Source organism: Stieleria sedimenti, from assembly GCF_025060895.1.
GTDB lineage: Bacteria > Planctomycetota > Planctomycetia > Pirellulales > Pirellulaceae > Stieleria > Stieleria sedimenti.
On sequence record NZ_JANZKV010000169.1, the window covers coordinates 1 to 17,620 of the forward strand.

15 protein-coding genes are annotated in these 17,620 nt (G+C 56.1%); 8 read left to right on the top strand and 7 right to left on the bottom strand.

Annotation, left to right across the window (positions count from 1 at the left end; all coding sequences use genetic code 11):
- Positions 1 to 43: 43 nt before the first annotated feature.
- Both NZK35_RS21250 and NZK35_RS21255 read right to left on the bottom strand, forming a co-directional pair.
- Positions 44 to 2,560 (bottom strand): CehA/McbA family metallohydrolase domain-containing protein, encoded by a 2,517-nt coding sequence (locus NZK35_RS21250; protein ID WP_259634535.1) that lies wholly within the window; start codon positions 2,558 to 2,560, stop codon positions 44 to 46.
- 176 nt (positions 2,561 to 2,736) lie between these two features.
- Complete coding sequence (locus NZK35_RS21255; protein WP_259634536.1) at positions 2,737 to 3,618, bottom strand: DMT family transporter; 882 nt, start codon at positions 3,616 to 3,618, stop codon at positions 2,737 to 2,739.
- A gap of 157 nt (positions 3,619 to 3,775) precedes the next feature.
- Here NZK35_RS21255 and cmk point away from each other — a divergent pair, with 157 nt between their 5' ends.
- A complete protein-coding gene (cmk, locus tag NZK35_RS21260) occupies positions 3,776 to 4,432 on the top strand; it encodes a (d)CMP kinase (RefSeq protein ID WP_259634548.1) in 657 nt (218 codons plus the stop codon).
- A gap of 108 nt (positions 4,433 to 4,540) precedes the next feature.
- On the opposite strand, the gene NZK35_RS21265 is transcribed toward cmk, so the two are convergent.
- Entirely contained in the window at positions 4,541 to 5,389 is an 849-nt protein-coding gene (locus NZK35_RS21265; protein ID WP_259634537.1) for a class I SAM-dependent methyltransferase, read from the bottom strand.
- A 178-nt stretch (positions 5,390 to 5,567) separates the two neighbouring features.
- Between NZK35_RS21265 and gap the strand changes: the two genes are divergently transcribed.
- Positions 5,568 to 6,563: a type I glyceraldehyde-3-phosphate dehydrogenase gene (gene gap, locus NZK35_RS21270; protein WP_259634538.1), complete on the top strand. Its 996-nt coding sequence runs from the start codon at positions 5,568 to 5,570 to the stop codon at positions 6,561 to 6,563.
- Positions 6,564 to 6,753: 190 nt separating this feature from the next.
- Positions 6,754 to 7,170: a YbjN domain-containing protein gene (locus NZK35_RS21275; RefSeq protein WP_259634539.1), complete on the top strand. Its 417-nt coding sequence runs from the start codon at positions 6,754 to 6,756 to the stop codon at positions 7,168 to 7,170.
- Between the two features lie 43 nt (positions 7,171 to 7,213).
- Here NZK35_RS21275 and NZK35_RS21280 read toward each other — a convergent pair whose 3' ends face one another.
- The 4 genes from NZK35_RS21280 to NZK35_RS21295 form a co-directional block, all read right to left on the bottom strand.
- Entirely contained in the window at positions 7,214 to 7,462 is a 249-nt protein-coding gene (locus NZK35_RS21280) for a hypothetical protein (RefSeq protein WP_259634540.1), read from the bottom strand.
- Between the two features lie 795 nt (positions 7,463 to 8,257).
- The gene (locus NZK35_RS21285; RefSeq protein ID WP_259634541.1) at positions 8,258 to 9,079 is read right to left on the bottom strand and encodes a hypothetical protein; all 822 of its coding nucleotides are present in this window, start codon (positions 9,077 to 9,079) and stop codon (positions 8,258 to 8,260) included.
- Positions 9,080 to 9,526: 447 nt separating this feature from the next.
- The gene (locus NZK35_RS21290) at positions 9,527 to 9,934 is read right to left on the bottom strand and encodes a hypothetical protein (protein ID WP_259634542.1); all 408 of its coding nucleotides are present in this window, start codon (positions 9,932 to 9,934) and stop codon (positions 9,527 to 9,529) included.
- Complete coding sequence (locus NZK35_RS21295; protein WP_259634543.1) at positions 9,931 to 11,412, bottom strand: D-arabinono-1,4-lactone oxidase; 1,482 nt, start codon at positions 11,410 to 11,412, stop codon at positions 9,931 to 9,933. Before NZK35_RS21295 ends, NZK35_RS21290 begins: the two co-directional genes overlap by 4 nt.
- A 149-nt stretch (positions 11,413 to 11,561) precedes the next feature.
- On the opposite strand from NZK35_RS21295, the gene NZK35_RS21300 reads away from it, so the two are divergent.
- The 5 genes from NZK35_RS21300 to NZK35_RS21320 form a co-directional block, all read left to right on the top strand.
- A complete protein-coding gene (locus NZK35_RS21300; RefSeq protein WP_259634544.1) occupies positions 11,562 to 12,140 on the top strand; it encodes a sigma-70 family RNA polymerase sigma factor in 579 nt (192 codons plus the stop codon).
- Positions 12,133 to 13,728: a serine/threonine-protein kinase gene (locus NZK35_RS21305; RefSeq protein ID WP_259634545.1), complete on the top strand. Its 1,596-nt coding sequence runs from the start codon at positions 12,133 to 12,135 to the stop codon at positions 13,726 to 13,728. Before NZK35_RS21300 ends, NZK35_RS21305 begins: the two co-directional genes overlap by 8 nt.
- A 267-nt stretch (positions 13,729 to 13,995) precedes the next feature.
- Positions 13,996 to 15,036 (top strand): IS21 family transposase, encoded by a 1,041-nt coding sequence (gene istA, locus NZK35_RS21310; RefSeq protein WP_259634549.1) that lies wholly within the window; start codon positions 13,996 to 13,998, stop codon positions 15,034 to 15,036.
- Positions 15,037 to 15,473: 437 nt separating this feature from the next.
- Positions 15,474 to 16,361, top strand: a complete 888-nt coding sequence (gene istB, locus NZK35_RS21315; protein ID WP_259634546.1) for an IS21-like element helper ATPase IstB — start codon at positions 15,474 to 15,476, stop codon at positions 16,359 to 16,361.
- 197 nt (positions 16,362 to 16,558) lie between these two features.
- Positions 16,559 to 17,620 (top strand): ISAs1 family transposase (locus NZK35_RS21320; protein ID WP_259634547.1); only part of this gene is annotated, 1,062 nt, incomplete at its 3' end.

Here is a 17,620-nt window from a genome sequence, read left to right on the forward strand (position 1 = left end):
AAAGCCTGCACACCAACGATTGCGGAATCCATCGCCGCAACTTCTATTCGGCCAGCCGTTTCAATTCGCCTTGGATGTCGTCGCCTGCGTAAAACCACAATCCGCCGCGGACGGTGACCGTCTGGCCGGGTTCACAGTCGGGAAAGATCGGGTCGGAGTGGATGCAGGGCACCGGCGGGTTGGTCCAGACACGGTGGTTCGGTTGCCACGCCGTGATGATCCAGCGGTTTGAATTTTCGGCACCAATCGCGACAAAGGGTGGTGCCGTCACGTTCTCAAGTCGCTCTTGAACGTTGAATCCGACGGCCCCCTTGAGCATCACGCAGACTTGGACCCGCAACCCCGTCAGTTTTTCCTGGGTGCCGTTGGTCAGTTTTAATTCCATCTTGGCTGCACCGGCTTGTTCGGTCACCTGACTTTCGATCACGATCCCGCCGGGCAGCTTTCGCTGGACGTTCAACGTGTCGCTATCGCGCGACCATTCCAAGCGTGGCAGATCGACGCCTTGCTCGGGCCAGATTGTCGGGATGTGTTCGTGCGCCAAATAGGTCAGCCCCAGATTCGAGAACACCGCTTCGGGCACATCCACGACGACGTAGCCCCCGTCGGCCCAGGGGGTGAACACGCTGACCTTCGTTTCACGTTGCGGCCGAATCGCTCCGTCGAGAAACCCGATCCGCGGATGTCGACCACCGGGATAGGGTAAGATGCGGAATCCGGATTTGGGCCGTTTGTCGGCACGCCGTTCCATCGCGGTGATGGCCTCAGCGGTTGACAGTCCGGTCGCCCGCCTGACTTCATCGACGTCAAAGCGGTGATCGAGGATCATGTTGTCCAGCCAACGTTCGAGCGGTTGTCCTTCGGACTGTCTCGCCTCGGCCGCCACGTCGGCCGTATCGTCGTACACGTCCAGTCCTTGATAGAATGCCAGCGCCCGCTCGTATTCTTGCATCGCGGCATCGGGGACGATGCCGCGGCTGCGTCGCATTTCGTTTTCGACCCGAGAGATCAGGTAACGTTTCTCATGGGCCATCGGGCAAACGGGGGCATCACCGATCTCGACGTACCAGGGTGCCGAGTGGACGAACCGCGACTGCCCGTCGTCGCGGGGTTCCCAAAACCGGACCGCGAACCATCCCGATCGTTGGGGCAACACGTCGATGGAAAATGCCGATCGAAAGGCTCCATCGGACGTGACCTGATTTTGCGGCCGAAGCAGCGATTCCGGGCGACCGTTGATTAGCAGTTCCCCGTAAGACAAATTGGTTTGGGACAGGATATCGATCGCGAGCGGAATCGTTTGCGGTTCGCTGAATCGGAAAACGTGTCCGGGATCTTGCCCCGCGGCGTGTGTGTACAGCATCGGCCCCGTCGTGACAAACGACCGCCCCGCCTGCAATCCCCGCATCCAGCCTTCGAATTCAAATCCGTCTGGCTGGTGCACGTAAACGCGACCGAACCCCGCCGGAACCGGATGCACTCCGTTGGCGGTTCCGGCCGACGGCGGCATGCGAAAACCACAATTGAGCAGCGTGTAGTACATGCCCAAGGTGTAGTCGATCCACTGACGATGTCCGCCTTCGCTTGCGCCCCAAGGAGGCTGCATGTACGGGGGTGCCGGTGTATTCCATTTCCGAAAGGCGAACTCCGTGCGCCAAACGTGGTTGTTGGACAACTCATTCAATGCATCGGGCACGATCGTCGGCAACACCATCGCGAACGGCCAATCCAATTTGTCCATGTCGAACAAAACGCCCGGGTCACTGGAACGGACCGATTCGACGACCGGTCGCCATGGGGGCACGCCTGTCTCCAGCCCGTTTCGATGTCCGAGCATGAACAACGCACCGAGGGTGTGTCGCTTTCCGGCGACGGTGAAGATTTCGTATTCGGTATTGCGCGGCCAAATCACGTGCGTCGGATCGACGACGACCAGCCCATCGGGGATTTCAGTCAGGTTTTTGTTTCCCGCACGCGGTGCCTGGTCGGCGATCGTCACCCAGTTCGTCAGTGGCAATGCGACATTCAAGTCCTCCGCGACGATCACATTTTTCAGTTCATCGATCGTGCGGTGCAGGTGCGTGTCTCCGGAATACCAACCGCGCGTTTGCGGATCATTCCAACGTTTCAAACGCACCGTCAGATCAAGGTCGTCCGCTCCGACCGTCAGCGTCTGTCGATGTGGAAAGTAAGTCTTGCCACGCCGGACGATCAAGCGGTACTCGCCTTCGGGAACCGTCGCCGAGCAGCGGTGTGCCGAGACGGTGGTGTGGTATTCGACGGATTGCTTGTTGATCCAATTCTGTGTTTCGTATCGCACCGCCGAACCGGTCGGGTCATCGGACCGAAAATAAAACGGGACGCCGTCGTCCGATTGCAGGTACAACCGCGCGGCCAGGGGCGCGCCCGTGTCGGAATCGACGACCGTCAGCTGGATCGTCCGGTCGTCGGCAGCGCAGCGTCCTGTCGCGACGGCAGATGCCGTCAATAGGAAGGCGACCAACAACAGGCGGTTCGGCCGTCGTCGGGGCCAGACGAGCATGTCGGCGGGATCAAACATCGACGTACCTACAGGAGTTCATCGGGAGGTGTTGGTGTCCAGGCTTCAGCCGCTCTGCCCGGCATTGCGGAACGCTTGAAACGCGTTCCGGGGCGTCTCAAGGCTGCACAGCAACGAAGGCTGCACAACCGTCGGCGATGCCGGTGCCTTTCTCACGGGCCGTTCATTTTATCGGATCACTCCGCCCCGGGCATGCGTTCGGCTTTCATGAGCCAGGGCTGGACGATCACCGCCGCCAGGATCACCAGCGTGCCGACGTAGAAACTGTTTCCCAGCAGTTCGTGATCGCCAAAGCACAACGCCCCCAGCGAGATGCCGTAGACGGGTTCCAGGTTGTTGGCAAAGTTGATCGTGAACACGGAAAGTCGATCCAACAGTTCGACGTAGATCTGGTAGGCCAGGACCGTGCCTGCCAGCACGAGTATCGCCAGCCAGAGCCATTCCAGGGCCGTCGGCAAGTAGCGGTCCGAATCAAGCGGGAACCCCCAGGCGTTGGCCGTGACCAACGCCAAGCTGCAGAACACGGCGGCGCCGGCCATTTCGTACATGACAACGGATTGCGGATGGACTTTGCCCGCGAACAGCCCGTTGATGATCGAAAACAGCGTGGCCACGACCGCCCCCACCAACGCCACCAACAGCCCGTAGTGAAATCGCGTCTCCGTGCGGTAGATCCAGTAAACCGCCGCAATCACGACACAGCCCAACAGCAGGTTCCCCCACTGAAAACGGACCTTTCGAACCAGAATCGGTTCCAGCAGTGCCGTCCAAAACGATGTGGTGGCCATGCCGATCATGCAAATCGAAACGTTGGCAATTTTGACCGCCAGGAAGAACAAAATCCAATGGGCGCCGACCAGCATCCCGTTGACGATCAAGGCCACGGCAAGCCGTTTTGAAACCGCCGCGCGACGCGGCAGCAGGGCGAACAGGATCGCGGCCGCGGCCGCGCTGCGGTACAGCACGACTTGGGTCGCACTCAATTCGATCAGCTTCCCCAACACCGCGGTGAAGCCCCAGATCAAGACGACGAAGTGGAGCTTCAGGTAGTCTCGCACAATGAATAACGGCAGGTGTGGGGGCAAAAACGACGGGAGTGGGGGGCGAGGAGCCTGAGCGTTGTGGGGATTCGATGTTCCTCCCAATTGCACAACGTTGGTCGCGGCATCACCATAGGCGGTGATCGTACTTCGTCAATTGCAGGATGTTTTAACGTTGATCGTCACCATCGATGGCCCCGCCGGCGCCGGCAAAAGCAGTATCGCGCACCAAGTTGCGGCACAACTGGCGTTCGAATTTTTGGACACCGGCGCGCTCTATCGAGCTGCAACGCTGGCCGCGATCGGCGCCCACATCGATTTACAAGACGCCGAACGACTGTCCGAATTCGTCGCTTCCCTCAATTTGTCGTGGCAGGATCGCACCGTCCGTCTCGACGGGAAAGATGTTTCGGATTTGATTCGCACCCCCGAAGTCACCCAGTCGATTCGCTACTTGGCCGACGTCCCCGCCGTCCGCACACAACTGTCACAGATCCAACGGGACATTGCCGAGGGACGCGACATCGTCACCGAGGGACGCGATCAGGGCGCCGAAGTGTTTCCACACGCCGAGTGCAAAGTCTTCTTGACGGCATCACCGGTCGAACGCGCCAAACGACGGATGCGGCAATTGGCCGATTCGGGACGCTACGTCTCGCTGGAAGATGTCCTGGCGGCGCAAAACCAGCGCGACCTGGAAGACCGAATGCGCGACGTCGGGCGACTTCGCGCCGCCGAAGATGCCGTGGTCGTCAACACCGACGGCATGCTGCCCGAAGAAGTGCTTCAGCAGATCATGTCGCTGGTCCGATCCCGGATCGAATCGCCGTAGAGGTAGGAAGATTTTGGAGGTAGGAAGATTTTCGGAGCGCGGGTTGTGTTGGGAAAAATTTTCTTACCTCCAAAATTTTCTTACCCCACCGACATCCGCCGGCCCCGTTTACCGCCGACACACCAAGAACAGTCCGCTCGCCTGCCAAGCCGACCTCGCCAGCTCGCTGCCGTCGAGTCCCACGCGGTCGATCCGCTCGACCGTCCAGCCGGCAGTTTTTAATTCCGATTTGATTTCGCGCTCACTGAAGCGGTGCATGAACATTTTGTCGAGCCCGCGGTAGGCATAGGTTGCGTCGCCGAATTCCGCGTCACTTCGAAACGATTGGATCCAACTGCGCATCAGACGCCGCATTCCGCCTGCTTCACGCAACGCCGCCCAGCGACGGTGGGCATGAAGGATCAGGCAGCCGCCGGGGCGAACGGCGCGTGCGATATGGCACAGAAAGCGAACGCGATTAGCTCGGCCTTGAATCATGCCGATCGTGCTGAACATGCAGATCGCGTGATCGGCGATGGAGTCGGCGATCGCGTCGAGCTGTACCAAATTGGCGCGCACCGGCAGGATCGTTCCGGCCGCGGGGGTTTGCGACGCCGCTCGACCAACGTACCACTCGACCAACGTTTCCAGCATGGATTGACTGAGGTCGACGGCCAGGACGTCGTACCCGAGTTGACGGACGGGATCGGCCAACCGACCGGTACCGGCTCCGAGATCGAGGATCACGGGTCGGGAATCGTGGGATTCTGCGGCACGCTCTGTGGACCGGCGGGGGGAAACGGTGTCCAGCGTTTCAAGGACGTAGCGCCGATCGAGTTCACAGAGCGGCGTATCCGCCACAAAGTCGTCGTAGTGGCGTGCGATCGTCCGCTGATGGACGTATTGCCAAGTTCCCGTGGCAACGCCGGGCGGGCGCAGCCAGTCCGGGGGACGGGGGGAATGCGGGGGCTGGTTCAAAACGGATTTGTGTTCCTATAATCCCGGCGTCATGATCAGCGCCACAACTGCAGCTCATCGCAGCGATTCGCAGCTTCTCCAAGCGAGTGAGAATGGGCTCCCGCTGACTCATCGAACCTTTATCCGATGCCGGCCAGCGAATTGGCTGAGTCTACCCCAATGAGGAGAAAAACGAACAGTGGCTATCAAAGTTGGAATTAATGGTTTTGGTCGAATCGGACGATTGGTCTTCCGCGCTTCTGTCGGCCGAGACGACATCGAAGTGGTCGGCATCAACGACTTGCTGGACACCGATTATCTGGCCTACATGCTGAAGTACGATTCCGTGCACGGCCCCTTCAAGGGCGAAGTCGCGGTCGACGGCAGCAATCTGATCGTCAACGGCAAGACCGTCCGTGCGACGTCGGAAACCGACCCCAGCAAGCTGGCTTGGGGCGACATCGGCGTGGACGTCGTGGTCGAGTCGACGGGGATCTTCTTGACCGCCGAAGGCGCCCAAGGTCACATCGATGCCGGCGCCAAGAAAGTCGTCATGTCGGCTCCCTCCAAAGACGACACACGGATGTTCGTGATGGGCGTCAACGATGACACCTACAACGGTGAGACGTTTGTCTCCAACGCTTCGTGCACGACCAACTGCTTGGCCCCGATCGCCAAGGTCTTGCACGACAACTACGGAATCAAACGCGGTTTGATGACCACCGTGCACGCGGCCACCGCGACGCAAAAGACCGTCGATGGTCCTTCCAAGAAGGATTGGCGAGGCGGACGTGGGATCTTGGAAAACATCATCCCCTCCAGCACCGGTGCGGCCAAAGCGGTCGGCAAGGTGATCCCGGAACTCAACGGCAAGCTGACCGGCATGGCGTTCCGCGTTCCCACGTCGGACGTGTCCGTCGTCGACCTGACCGTCGAACTGGAAAAGGGTGCCAGCTACGAAGCAATCTGCGCCAAGATGAAAGAAACGGCCGAAGGCAGCATGAAGGGCATCCTCGGCTACACCGACGAAAAAGTCGTCTCGACCGATTTCCGCGGCGAAGCCCGCACCTCGGTCTTCGACGCCGGCGCCGGAATCCAATTGGATGACACCTTCGTCAAAGTCGTCTCCTGGTACGACAACGAATGGGGTTACTCCAACAAGGTTCTCGATCTGGTCGCCAAGATCTCGGGCTGAGTATTGCTCCAGGCACGGTGACGATCCGTTGCCGCACCACTGACAAGAAACGAAACAGGCTCGCTGGAAACAGCGAGCCTGTTTTTTTGGCATTGACAGGCGTTGGCGTTACCGTTTTGGTTGGGGGTGGGACGTGGGTTCACCTGACACGCCCCAAGCCGAACGCATCAATCCTGCTGCTGGAAATGACATGTCTATCAACGAAGTACTGCGACCGAGCGACCTGACCGCAGAATTATTGGACGCCATCTTTGAGCCCACGGATCTGGAAGTCCGCCGTGACAACGACGGCGACCTGGTCGTGACCCGCGGCGTTTCCTGCTACGTGATGCAAACGGCCGAGAACGAGCGACTGATGCTGATGACCTTCGTGGGCGTCAAGGAAGAAATCGATCGCGCCGCGAAGCTGGAATTCGTCAATCGCGTCAACAACGACATCTCGACGGTCCGGGCGCACGTCAACGAACGTGAGTCCATCGTGTTTGACTATCACATCCCGATCCGAGGCGGCATCAGCGCTGAAGCGATCGTCGAGGCGACCCGATTTTTCCTGTTGGCCAGCGCCCACGCGATCGACCGCTGCGACCAAGACGACATCGTGCGCTGAATCGGCACCCTCACACAACTGCGACGGTCCGCGCGGATCAGTATCATTGCATGGCATAATCGCAACCAATCAACAACAGCAACGGCACCAACCCAAAGAAGACACCAGGTCCGCTGAATCCGTGGGCGCGAAAGATCAGCAGATCCGCCATCAACGTCCAGAGAGTGACGGCGACGAGTTCGCGTCGCAGTACCGGTCGCACCAACACGGCGTTGACGGGGGAAACGTCACCGGAATCTCCCCATCGGGTTGCCGCGGATTCCGATGGTTCACCCGACAAGTCACCAGCCATCGCGAAACCCTCCGGAAAGCAGACGAGACACACGGAGACGAGACAAACGCAGACGAGTTCGAACCGTTCGAGCCGGCTGCAAATTCCCTACGGCCCCCGACGGGCATCGGTACAGTTACTCTCGATACGCGCCGCGAAGCAGCGGACCGCCGAGCTTCAACTCGGTATGATCACCCCAACGTCGCGTTCCAGCAGTTGGTCCCCCAGGACGATTCGCGCCGACGCTTCGGTGTTCACACCAAAGCGGATCGGGGACTTGGCTGCGGTTCTTTAAAAATCGAGCCCAAGAATCCGAGAAGTCTGCAGCGGAGAAATCCAGCGAACTCACAGCGGTCGATGCAACCTCACGCAGCTTGGGGGTTGCAATGTTGGGGCTTGCTATGGCCGCATTCTTTCCATTGATCATTCTGCTCTGGTCATCATATGTGAGATGAGAAGACCTGAAAACCGAAAACCAAGCCTATCCCCGGCGCAAGCCCTTTCCGGTCGACGGTGCTGTTGGCACCAAATCCGACATGGTCGGTGAGAACGATGAGCACGTTGGGAGCCTCCGCGGGCGCTTTGACCTCATCTTGACCTCAGCAGAAAAGTCCTTCACCGATTCAGTGGGAGTCGGGCTGATCTTCCCTTCAAACGAAGGCTTGGGAATGGGAAGAGAGTTTCGGTGTGGACTGGTGATGATCCGATCCGCAACACTCTGGCTAGCCACACTCTGCGGTTGAAACCTCCTTCCACTTCGCGCGGAGAGATCGCGTTCAACCGCAGAGAGATTGCAGCACGCTCTCTCTAACTCTCCTAGCGGTTGATTTCACCGACCTGCCAGTACGCTGCTTCGGCGCTATCTGCAGTGAGGGGGAGTGGATCGGTAATGAATATCGTCAAGAATTCACCGCTCGCTTCCGCGTTCTGGCCCGTTCCGCCGACGACTGTAAAGTCACCATCACCAGACAGAATCGCGTGACCCGTTTCCAGATCGAGAAAAACGTAGAAACGGGCAACCCAAGTCGTAAACACTTGCCCGCCTCTCCCCCGAAGAACTTGTAGCGGACGTTTGCCGAATTGCCGGTTGGGGCCCTGCACACCGGTGAAGGTCAGAATCACATCAAAGGCCTCGAAGTCAATCGATTGCCCGACGCGATCCAAGCTATCTTGCAACTCATCAAGATCAGCCGGTTCAGCGGGACGAGCCAGGGACGTTGGCGTGATCGAGCCTGTCTGGAGGGCGCGACCGTTGAAGTCGCTGAATTGCTTCGCTTTCAACGGAACGATCGCACTGAACTCAGGCTCGCCTTCCGGCAAGGTTGTCACTTCTGACAGCAACTCTTGCAGATTTGAGAACTTGACGACGCCGATAGCGTTGTATTCTTCAGCGACAGCAACGTGCGTCGAAATCGCGATACAACTCGCGAAAAGTAGTGCAAGTGTGTTTTTCATGACCGATGGAATCCTCTCGATGCAGACGGAAAGCCGACGCCAGCTGGTTGAGCGGTCGACAGCGATAAAAAGACTTGCGACTTCAGTGTTTGCAACACTTCCAAAACCTTCGCGCTCCAAAAGCAGTAAAGAGACGATTGGGATGCGCGAAGCATTGATCACTGAATCCGCCGGAAAACTCATCTACCAGCATCAGAGAATGCGCCATTTCCGAGGCACAGGCAACCCCCCTAAACGGTCCGTCGTGCACCAAGTCCACCGCCGATCGATTCTGGGCCCGCACTCGAACTTGGCTGCTGCGAGAGATCGCATCGAAGTAGGTTCGATGCAATTTCCGTAGATGTGGGGCCAGGATGTCATGAAGACTGCAGCAAAGCAGTTGGCCGAACTCGCGTCGGTCGATGCACCCGCCGCGTGCTACGGAAGCCAATGCCGTGATCGCTAACGGCTGTGTTCGCCCCCTAACGCATTCGTTGCTCGATGGAAAGGCTCAACTGCGACAAAGTGGCGAGACGCGTTTGGTCACGACGACTCAGGACGGCAGTGTGGCTTCGTGTTCCTGTGGTATCAAATTTGTTGTTCCATGTCCTAGAGAGTTACGCGATACACAAATCAGCGGAACCGTTCCGACTACTTCTCCTTCGACGCCTTGCTTGATTCAACAACCTGCTTGACGTCGCCTGGATGTACCTTCCAAGTATTCGAGTACCGAGTTTTCCGCACCAACCGTAGTTTCCGAGTCTCTGCTGACCAGCCGTCAACAAAGACACGAATTTTTCCGTTGAACGTTACCTGGAATGGATCGTCATCGTCAGGCACAAATGCGAATCCTGCTTGATGAAATTTGCCGACGCGACCCGTCTTGATTTCGAGATGCTTAAGGGCGCTCAAATCGCTGTGCCCATAGTCCGCAAACGGCAATTTTATACGACTATCAACCAAGTGAATGTACCCCTCCCAAAGTCGATCCGCATATGCACTTGAGGCCAAGGAGACCGCGATTCCGATTGCTATGATGCACTGTCTGAAGATCTTCATTTGAGGCTCTTAATTTCTACGTGATTCGACTGGATTTGGAATAACGATTCAGTCCATTGATTACTAAATGCACCATTTGGATCGGCACTAACGCAGACTTCGCAGAATCGATCCAGAGCGGGATAGAGGTCTTGAAGTTCCTCGGGCGGTAGAGGGCAAAGTTTCCCCCAGTGAGGACGAGCTCCAAACAACCGAGCCATGTTCGTCGCGAGGAACGACGCAAGTTCGTCGAATGGCTTTCGATTCGATCCACGATGATAGTTGGTCAGTGTGATCGAGTACCAGGCATGGTCCGATCCACCATCAGGCGTTTCGCAATTGCCAAGCTCTGTTAAGCCTTGCGCATTGCTGGCCATTGATATCAGTGTGTCATCCGGAAGGATCTTTCGGACGCAAATAGGGTAGTGGTGGCAATAAGCACCACGTAGTTGATTGAATTCTTCGCAACTTGTCTTTTCGAGTTGAGCCAGAAACGTCTCGCTAGGCTGCTTTGTTCTATCCCCCATCGCACAGAGTGCATGCCGAAGGAACTCGAGCGCCGCGACCAATCGGTCACGTTGCACGAACAATTCGATTTCCACATGTCGGAAGAGTTCGTGCTCCATGACCAATTGTGTCGTTGAATCAGCAATGAACCGACGGTTGCGGATCACAAATATCGGCAGCACCCGGCGAAACAGAGTTCGTACGGCAGCGTGAATGCGAACGATTCGGACGGTCAAAAGGATCAACACGTGCATTGCGATGTCGAGGGTAAAGAAGCGATACCACATATACAGGAATGAAGTCGGTGATTTTGGGGCGTCCACCTCGCGACGATGTTGAACGATGTAAGTCCAACGCCAGGGTACAAGGAAAAATTGCTGCAATGAGTAATCTTTCTCTGCGTCCAAGACCTTGCTCAGATTCTCATATTCGCGGAAATGCTCCTCGACGCGATACATCGGGCGACATTTCATCGTGACGCTGAGGATAACGCCCACACAGCCCAATGAGCATCGTGCGGCGCGAAGCTCGTCGCCGGATGCAATTTCTTCGACGACCGCCTTACCGCTGTGGCGGTCGTACCTGGCGACTCGGATGCTCGTTACGTAATGTGAAAGCGAATGGCGCCCGGAACCATGCGTGCCGGTGGAAATCGCACCGGCCACTGTCTGCTCCGTAATGAACCCCACCGATGGCAACGTCCAACTCTGCTTCTCCAATTCCGCCAGAAGATGCTTGATCTGGCATCCCCCGCCCGCCCGCGCAACTGTCGAATTGCCAGCGGCGGTCAGTTGAACATCATTCAAGTACCGCAGGTCCAACAGCACATCGTCGCACTGCAATGTTTTGCTCCAAGAATGAAGCCGGCCAATGCAGCGAATACGTCTTCCCTTGTTCTCGTCAAGGATCTTGATCACCTCTTGCTCGCTCTTGGGAGCGTACATCGAACGCGGATTCAGCGTGACATTGTGGCCAAAATTCAGTTGCTTCATTTGCACGGAAATCCTGTCAGGCGTGATAAGCTAGTTCCCAACACAAAAAGCGAGGTCAACGCCCAAGCGATGCGCGAAAAAGACAGAATTATCGCGAATGCTGCGCACCATCGGCTTTGGAACATCGCTTTTAGGACTAGGAAGCCTTCATGGATCAACCAGAAAACGAAGAAAAGAATGAGTTGGAGTTGGCGTTGGAGCGATATCGTCCCGTGCTTGTAACACTTGCCGAGGCAATGATTTCTCCCGCCTATAGAGGTGATATTGAAGCATCGGATCTTGTGCAGCAAACGCTCCTGGAGGCGCACACCGGCGCGAGTGTTCTCGAGCCGCTGGACGATGGACCGTTTTTCGGCTGGCTGCGAAAATCGCTCCAGAACAACATGCTCGACGCTGTCAAACATCTAAAAACACAAAAATGCGATGTCAGCCGAAGAGTCCGAGAGTCTGAACTTGAAGAGTCCTTTGCGCGTCTGGAACAAGTGTTGGCCGGAGATGAGACATCCCCGAGCCGGCTGGCTTCTCGCAATGAACAGATCGCGACGATGCTCTCGTCGCTCCAAGAACTACCTGACAACCAAAGGCGGGCAGTCATCATGAAACATCTTCAAGGTTTTTCTCTAAAAGAGGTTGCAGCGTCCCTTGGCCTATCTGAGCCCGCCACCGCAGGACTGCTTCATAGGGGAAGACAGAATCTCATTCGTCGAATGGGGAAGTGCGATGAATGAGGCCGATACCCGGAAAGACGGCACCGAGTCACCACTTGCCGACGACGAGCTTGCTGAGTTCGAACGAGCAATGGAATCCGAAAGGGTAAACACTGGTTCGGATACGGCGTCTATTCTCAGCAAAGAACACGGGGACGCGTACCGGAAGATTGATCTGTTGGCTGCGCCCATTCGATCAGCTGTATCCGCGGTCGATGAGCCGCCATTGCTACCTCACTACGAAGCGTTAACTGAAATAGGTCGCGGTGGAATGGGGATCGTTTATCGCGCTTTCAACAGGAAGACTCAGCGACACGATGCGATCAAGGTTGTTCGTCGTGATTGCCTAGCAGGGATGTCTAGCGACACAGTCAAATTGATGCAGTTGCGATTTCAGCAAGAATCGAAGTTGGCAGCCCGAGTCGCCCATGAACACATCGTCCCGATCTACGAAGTTGGAGAGATAGAGGACCAGCCTTGGTTTTCCATGCAGTTGGTCGAAGGGGAGAGTTTACGCGCACTTGCTCACGAGGGCGGAGTCGCTCCGGAACGTGCTGTGAGATACGTAGAAGCGATTGCCCACGCTATCGACGCAGTTCACCGTCACGGCATCATTCACGGCGACATCAAGCCTCACAACATTTTGGTGGAAAGCGAAACCGATCGCCCGATGATCAGCGACTTTGGGCTCGCCGACTTCGACGCGAGATATTCGAGCGACGTATTACGGGGTGTTGTCGGGACGCCCGCGTACATGGCGCCTGAACTGGCCAGGGCCGCACTGCGAGGTGAATCGCCCGATGAATTTGCCGCGGTCCGATCCGTTGCTTCTGACATTTATTCCATTGGTGCCACGCTATGGTCTGCACTTACTGGATGTTCTCCGTGCAATGAGCGTCGTGATGCGCGGCAGCACCTAGCGGACGTCGCCAACGGGAATCTCGAATTCAAAGCAGATGCAGGCCCCACAATTCCACTGGCGCTTTCACGTATTATTGCGAAATGCGTGGCACCGGATCCCGCGGAGCGGTATTCGTCGGCTGCGGATCTCGCTGACGACTTATCATCTTGGCGCTGCCGTCCTCACTGGAACCAACATTTTCCCGGGCTTCGCAGCTTGTTGTGGATGGTGATAGCTCCTGTACTGCTATTGAGCGGGATTGGAGTTTGGTGGCTTCTTCAAACCGAAGCGCACGAAGGATGGATCTGGTTGCTAGTCTTTGCCGGCTACGGACCACTTTTTGCAACGTTTCTAGCAAGCGGACGCGTCAGTCGCGCAGGTCAACAGGCACGACGGGAGCTGTGGTCGATTTGGACCGGTCATCTGATAGGCACTTTCGTCTGCATGGTTGCCTTACGGATCCTATGTCATCCAGACTTCGGTAGAACACTCGAGTTCTTCTACCCATGCTGGGCTGCGATTTCTTCGCTCGTCTTTTTTGCCAAGAGCGGCAACTTCTGGGCGTTCTACCGGTGGATTGCTGTTGGCTGGGCGATCGTCGCAGTCCTGCTGACGGTCATCTCCTACCCACCAATCACCTTCAGCGTTTTTGCCGCCATAACTTGTGTAGTCATTGCCAAAGGTGACAGCGCCTTTTTAGAGGAGTAGATCCTTGTTCACGAGACTGCCTTTTAGAGTCCTATCGTTAAGGTTCTGTAAGGCGTCAATTAGAAAGCCCGCTCCGCGACAACTAAAAGGACCTGCTTGGAAGTCTCTGGTGGCGCTGATGAGTGACACAAAGCGGTGTTTGCTAGCATTTCGCTGACTTGAATTCCGCGACAATTAGAATTCCCTGGCCTCGGGATTTACGGCAGGCTAACGCAAGCTCTTTCAATTAGGAGGCTTGCGATGATCAAGGATCAAAAGGTGAGCGAGATGCTCACCCTGCTACGCGATGGAAGTTCGGTAGCGGATACAGCAAGGATGCTAACGATGAGCGAAAAGACCGTCAGGAAGTACCGAGACTCGAACGTCTTGCCGAGCCAGATCGAACGACCCCAACGTACGTATCGCACCCGCAACGACCCGCTGGAGCAGTTTTGGCCCGAGGTTCAAGAGCGGCTCGAAAATGACCACCGGCTGAAGCCTTACGCACTGCTGCAGTGGCTGCAGCAGAAGTACAACTCGGCAGACGACGACACCATCGTTCCGGATTCGATCCGGCGCACCTTGGAACGGCGTGTCCAGAACTGGAAGTTGCAAAATGACGTCAACAAGGAGGTGATCTTTCCGCAGATCCATCATCCCGGTGACGTGGTCGCATTCGACTTTGTCGACTTGAACTGTTTGAAGGTCACGATCGCCGGGAAACAATTTGACCACAAGCTATTCCATGCCGTGCTGACGTATTCCAATTGGGAGCATGTTCACATCTGCCATTCGGAATCTTTTGAAGCCTTAGCGACCGGCCTACAGGACGCGTTGCATCTTGCCGGAGGTGTTCCAAAGCGTGTGCGTAGCGATAGTCTTTCAGCCGCAGTCAACAACCTCTCAAGCGACAAGGAATTTGCCAAGCAATATCAAAACCTACTTAGTCACTATGGACTCCAAGGCCATCGCATCAACGTTCGCAAGCCGCAAGAAAACGGTGACGTGGAATCCTCCAATGGGCATATCAAAACGGCGATTGATCAATCGCTTCGGCTTCGTGGGAATCGTGACTTTGGCGATCACTCGCAGTACCGAGATTTCTTGCTCGAAGTGGTTGGGCAACGCAATTTCAAACGCGACGTGAAGTTGCTTGAGGAAGTCGCTCAGTTTCGCTCACTGCCCGCGCAACGCGTTGCGACCTACACGACTCTCGATCGGAATGTCAAGTCGGATTGTGTCTTGCGGATCAAACGCAATTCGTACTCGGTCAGCAGCAAGTACATCGGCTTGGCGGTTGAAATTCAGATTCATCAAGATCATGTCTAGCTGTGGTACTCAGGTGAGCGCAGGGAAGTCATGCCGAGGCTCTACGGACGCGATAAGGAAGCGATTGATTTTCGTCATGTGATTGATTCACTGAAACGCAAGCCGGGTGCATTCACGAACTACAAATACCAACACCACCTCTATCCCACGACGCGTTTTCGAATGGCCTATGACGCGATCTTAAAACACACGACACACGACCGAAGCGTCTGCGGTCAAGCAATACCTCGAAATCCTGCACGCCGCCAAACATGAGGGTTTGGAAACGGTTGACGACATTTTGCGTTTCCTGCTGCTGCAGGGAGAGCCGCCATTGGCGGCCAAGGTACTTGGCATGATTGCCAGTAAACAGCAAGTCCCAAGCCCGACTGAAGTGAACGTCGAGTCGCCGGATTTGGATGCGTATGATTCATTACTTTCACACAAGGATGTGTACGATGACCAACAAGACCGCACCGAGCAAACCGAGCGGGCGCCGCAAGCGAGCGTCCTCGGAAACGCAGGACTCGACGTCGCCTTCAGCAGCTACGACGAGCATCTCCCAGCTTCCCGAACAACTCAAGGAACTGCGTCTACCGACGATCCGCGACCTCCACGTCGAGACAGCCGAACTGGCGGCCAGGGACCACTGGACTCATCTGCAGTTCTTGTCGGAGTTGGCTTCGAAAGAATGCACATCGCGGAAAGAGAATCGGATCCTGCGATTGATGAAAGAAGCTCATTTACTACCGGGCAAGACGTGGGAGCAATTTCAGTGGTCACGCTTACCGTTGCATGTGACCCAACAGTTCGAAGTGCTTCGCAGCGGCAGCTTCTTGGATCGTCAGGACAACTTGTTGATTTTCGGGAAACCTGGTTCGGGGAAAACGAATTTGCTTTCGGCGTTGGGAGATCAACTGGTACGTCGTGGCCGATCGGTCTACTTCACAACTTGTCAGATGTTGGTCCAAGATCTGTTACGCGCCAAACGCGATCTACGGATGGAGCGTCTGATCAAGAAACTGAGCAAATTCGAGGCCTTGATCGTGGACGATTTGGGGTACGTGCAACAGAGTCGCGAGGAGATGGAAGTGTTGTTCACTCTTCTCTCGGAACGCTACGAACGAGGCAGCGTGCTGTTGAGCAGCAACCTACCATTCTCGAAGTGGGAACAGATCTTCAAGGATCCAATGACCACAGCAGCGGCGATCGATCGGTTGATACATCACTCGGTGATCATCGAACTGAACATCGACAGTTATCGCCTGGCGGAAGCCAAAGGAAAACGCGATTGCGAAGTGCCTTCGGATGGCTCAAAGCCAAAGGCACAAGCCTCGCAGGAATGACATCCGGAAAGGAATTCTAATTGTCGTTAAAGTGGAGTTCTAATTGACGCCGAACATGAGGTTCGCCGTCGCCGTCAAGCATCACATTGTGAGCACGACGATCGCATCAAAATCTGGTTTCAGTATTCGTTGATGTCTTGCCTTGGTGAACCCCTCTGCCAATAAATTCAGCCGGACTGGTTTTTCACTGCCCTGGCATGGAGATGGCAATGGCTTCCCAAATTGATGTGTTTCACGAGTGTTTTGATCAGGTCAGCGACCCGCGAGTTGCTGGGCGGACGATCCATCGGCTTAACTCGATTCTATTCTTGGTTGTGGCGGCGGTCATCGCAGGCGCGGACGGTCCCGATGAGATCGAAAGCTTCGGTGGAGAGAAACTCGACTGGCTCTCCAAGTTCGCTGACTTTGAAGCTGGAATCCCTTCTCACGACACCATCACGCGAGTGCTGTCGTTGATAAAGCCCGCGGAGTTTCAAAAGGCGCTTCTGCAGTGGCACTCGCACCTTTGTGAACTTGCCCGTGCATCTTCCGATAGCGATTCCAAAAATCACACAGGTCCCATCCACGTGGCGATCGATGGCAAGACGGTGCGAGGATCCTATACCGATGCGGAAAAATCCAATGCGATTCACATCGTCAGTGCCTGGGCGACTGAGCATGGTGTCACGCTCGGACAAACCGAGGTCGACTCCAAGTCCAACGAAATCACGGCGATTCCCGAATTGCTCGATCTGATCGACGTGCGCAATTCGATCGTGACGCTCGATGCCATGGGATGCCAAAAGTCGATTGCTGAAAAGATCATTGAGGAAGGTGGCGACTATGTGTTCGCAGTCAAGGACAACCATCCCAAGCTTTGCGCAGCCATCGCTGACTACTTTGAGATGGCCCACAACGAAGGGCTCAAAGACCACGGTGTCCGAACCATCACCACGCTTGGAAAGCAGGCCGGGCGAGACGAAGAACGCTTCTATGCGACTTGCCCGATTCCCGAAGCGCTCCGCGAACTGACCGACCAATGGAAGGGAGCCAAAAGTATTTGCCAAGCGAATACATGCACCACTCGTGGCGACAAGCAATCAAGCGATGTCCGATATTACATATCAAGTCGACCGGCAAGGGTGCGTGAATTTTCAAATTGTGCTCGTAAGCATTGGGGGATTGAGAGCATGCACTGGGTTCTCGATGTGGTGTTTCATGAAGACTCCAGTCGGCTCCGAACCAAAAACGCGACGTCGAACATGAGCTTTGCTCGCCGG

Coding starts and splice junctions, on each gene's coding strand:
- NZK35_RS21305 (WP_259634545.1), top strand. CDS start 12,133: ATGAATGAGGCCGATACCCGGAAAGACGGCACCGAGTCACCACTTGCC.
- NZK35_RS21285 (WP_259634541.1), bottom strand. CDS start 9,079: ATGAGTTTTCCGGCGGATTCAGTGATCAATGCTTCGCGCATCCCAATC.
- istA (WP_259634549.1), top strand. CDS start 13,996: ATGCTCACCCTGCTACGCGATGGAAGTTCGGTAGCGGATACAGCAAGG.
- NZK35_RS21275 (WP_259634539.1), top strand. CDS start 6,754: ATGTCTATCAACGAAGTACTGCGACCGAGCGACCTGACCGCAGAATTA.
- NZK35_RS21295 (WP_259634543.1), bottom strand. CDS start 11,412: ATGAAGCAACTGAATTTTGGCCACAATGTCACGCTGAATCCGCGTTCG.
- NZK35_RS21290 (WP_259634542.1), bottom strand. CDS start 9,934: ATGAAGATCTTCAGACAGTGCATCATAGCAATCGGAATCGCGGTCTCC.
- NZK35_RS21300 (WP_259634544.1), top strand. CDS start 11,562: ATGGATCAACCAGAAAACGAAGAAAAGAATGAGTTGGAGTTGGCGTTG.
- NZK35_RS21280 (WP_259634540.1), bottom strand. CDS start 7,462: ATGGCTGGTGACTTGTCGGGTGAACCATCGGAATCCGCGGCAACCCGA.
- NZK35_RS21250 (WP_259634535.1), bottom strand. CDS start 2,560: ATGTTTGATCCCGCCGACATGCTCGTCTGGCCCCGACGACGGCCGAAC.
- istB (WP_259634546.1), top strand. CDS start 15,474: ATGACCAACAAGACCGCACCGAGCAAACCGAGCGGGCGCCGCAAGCGA.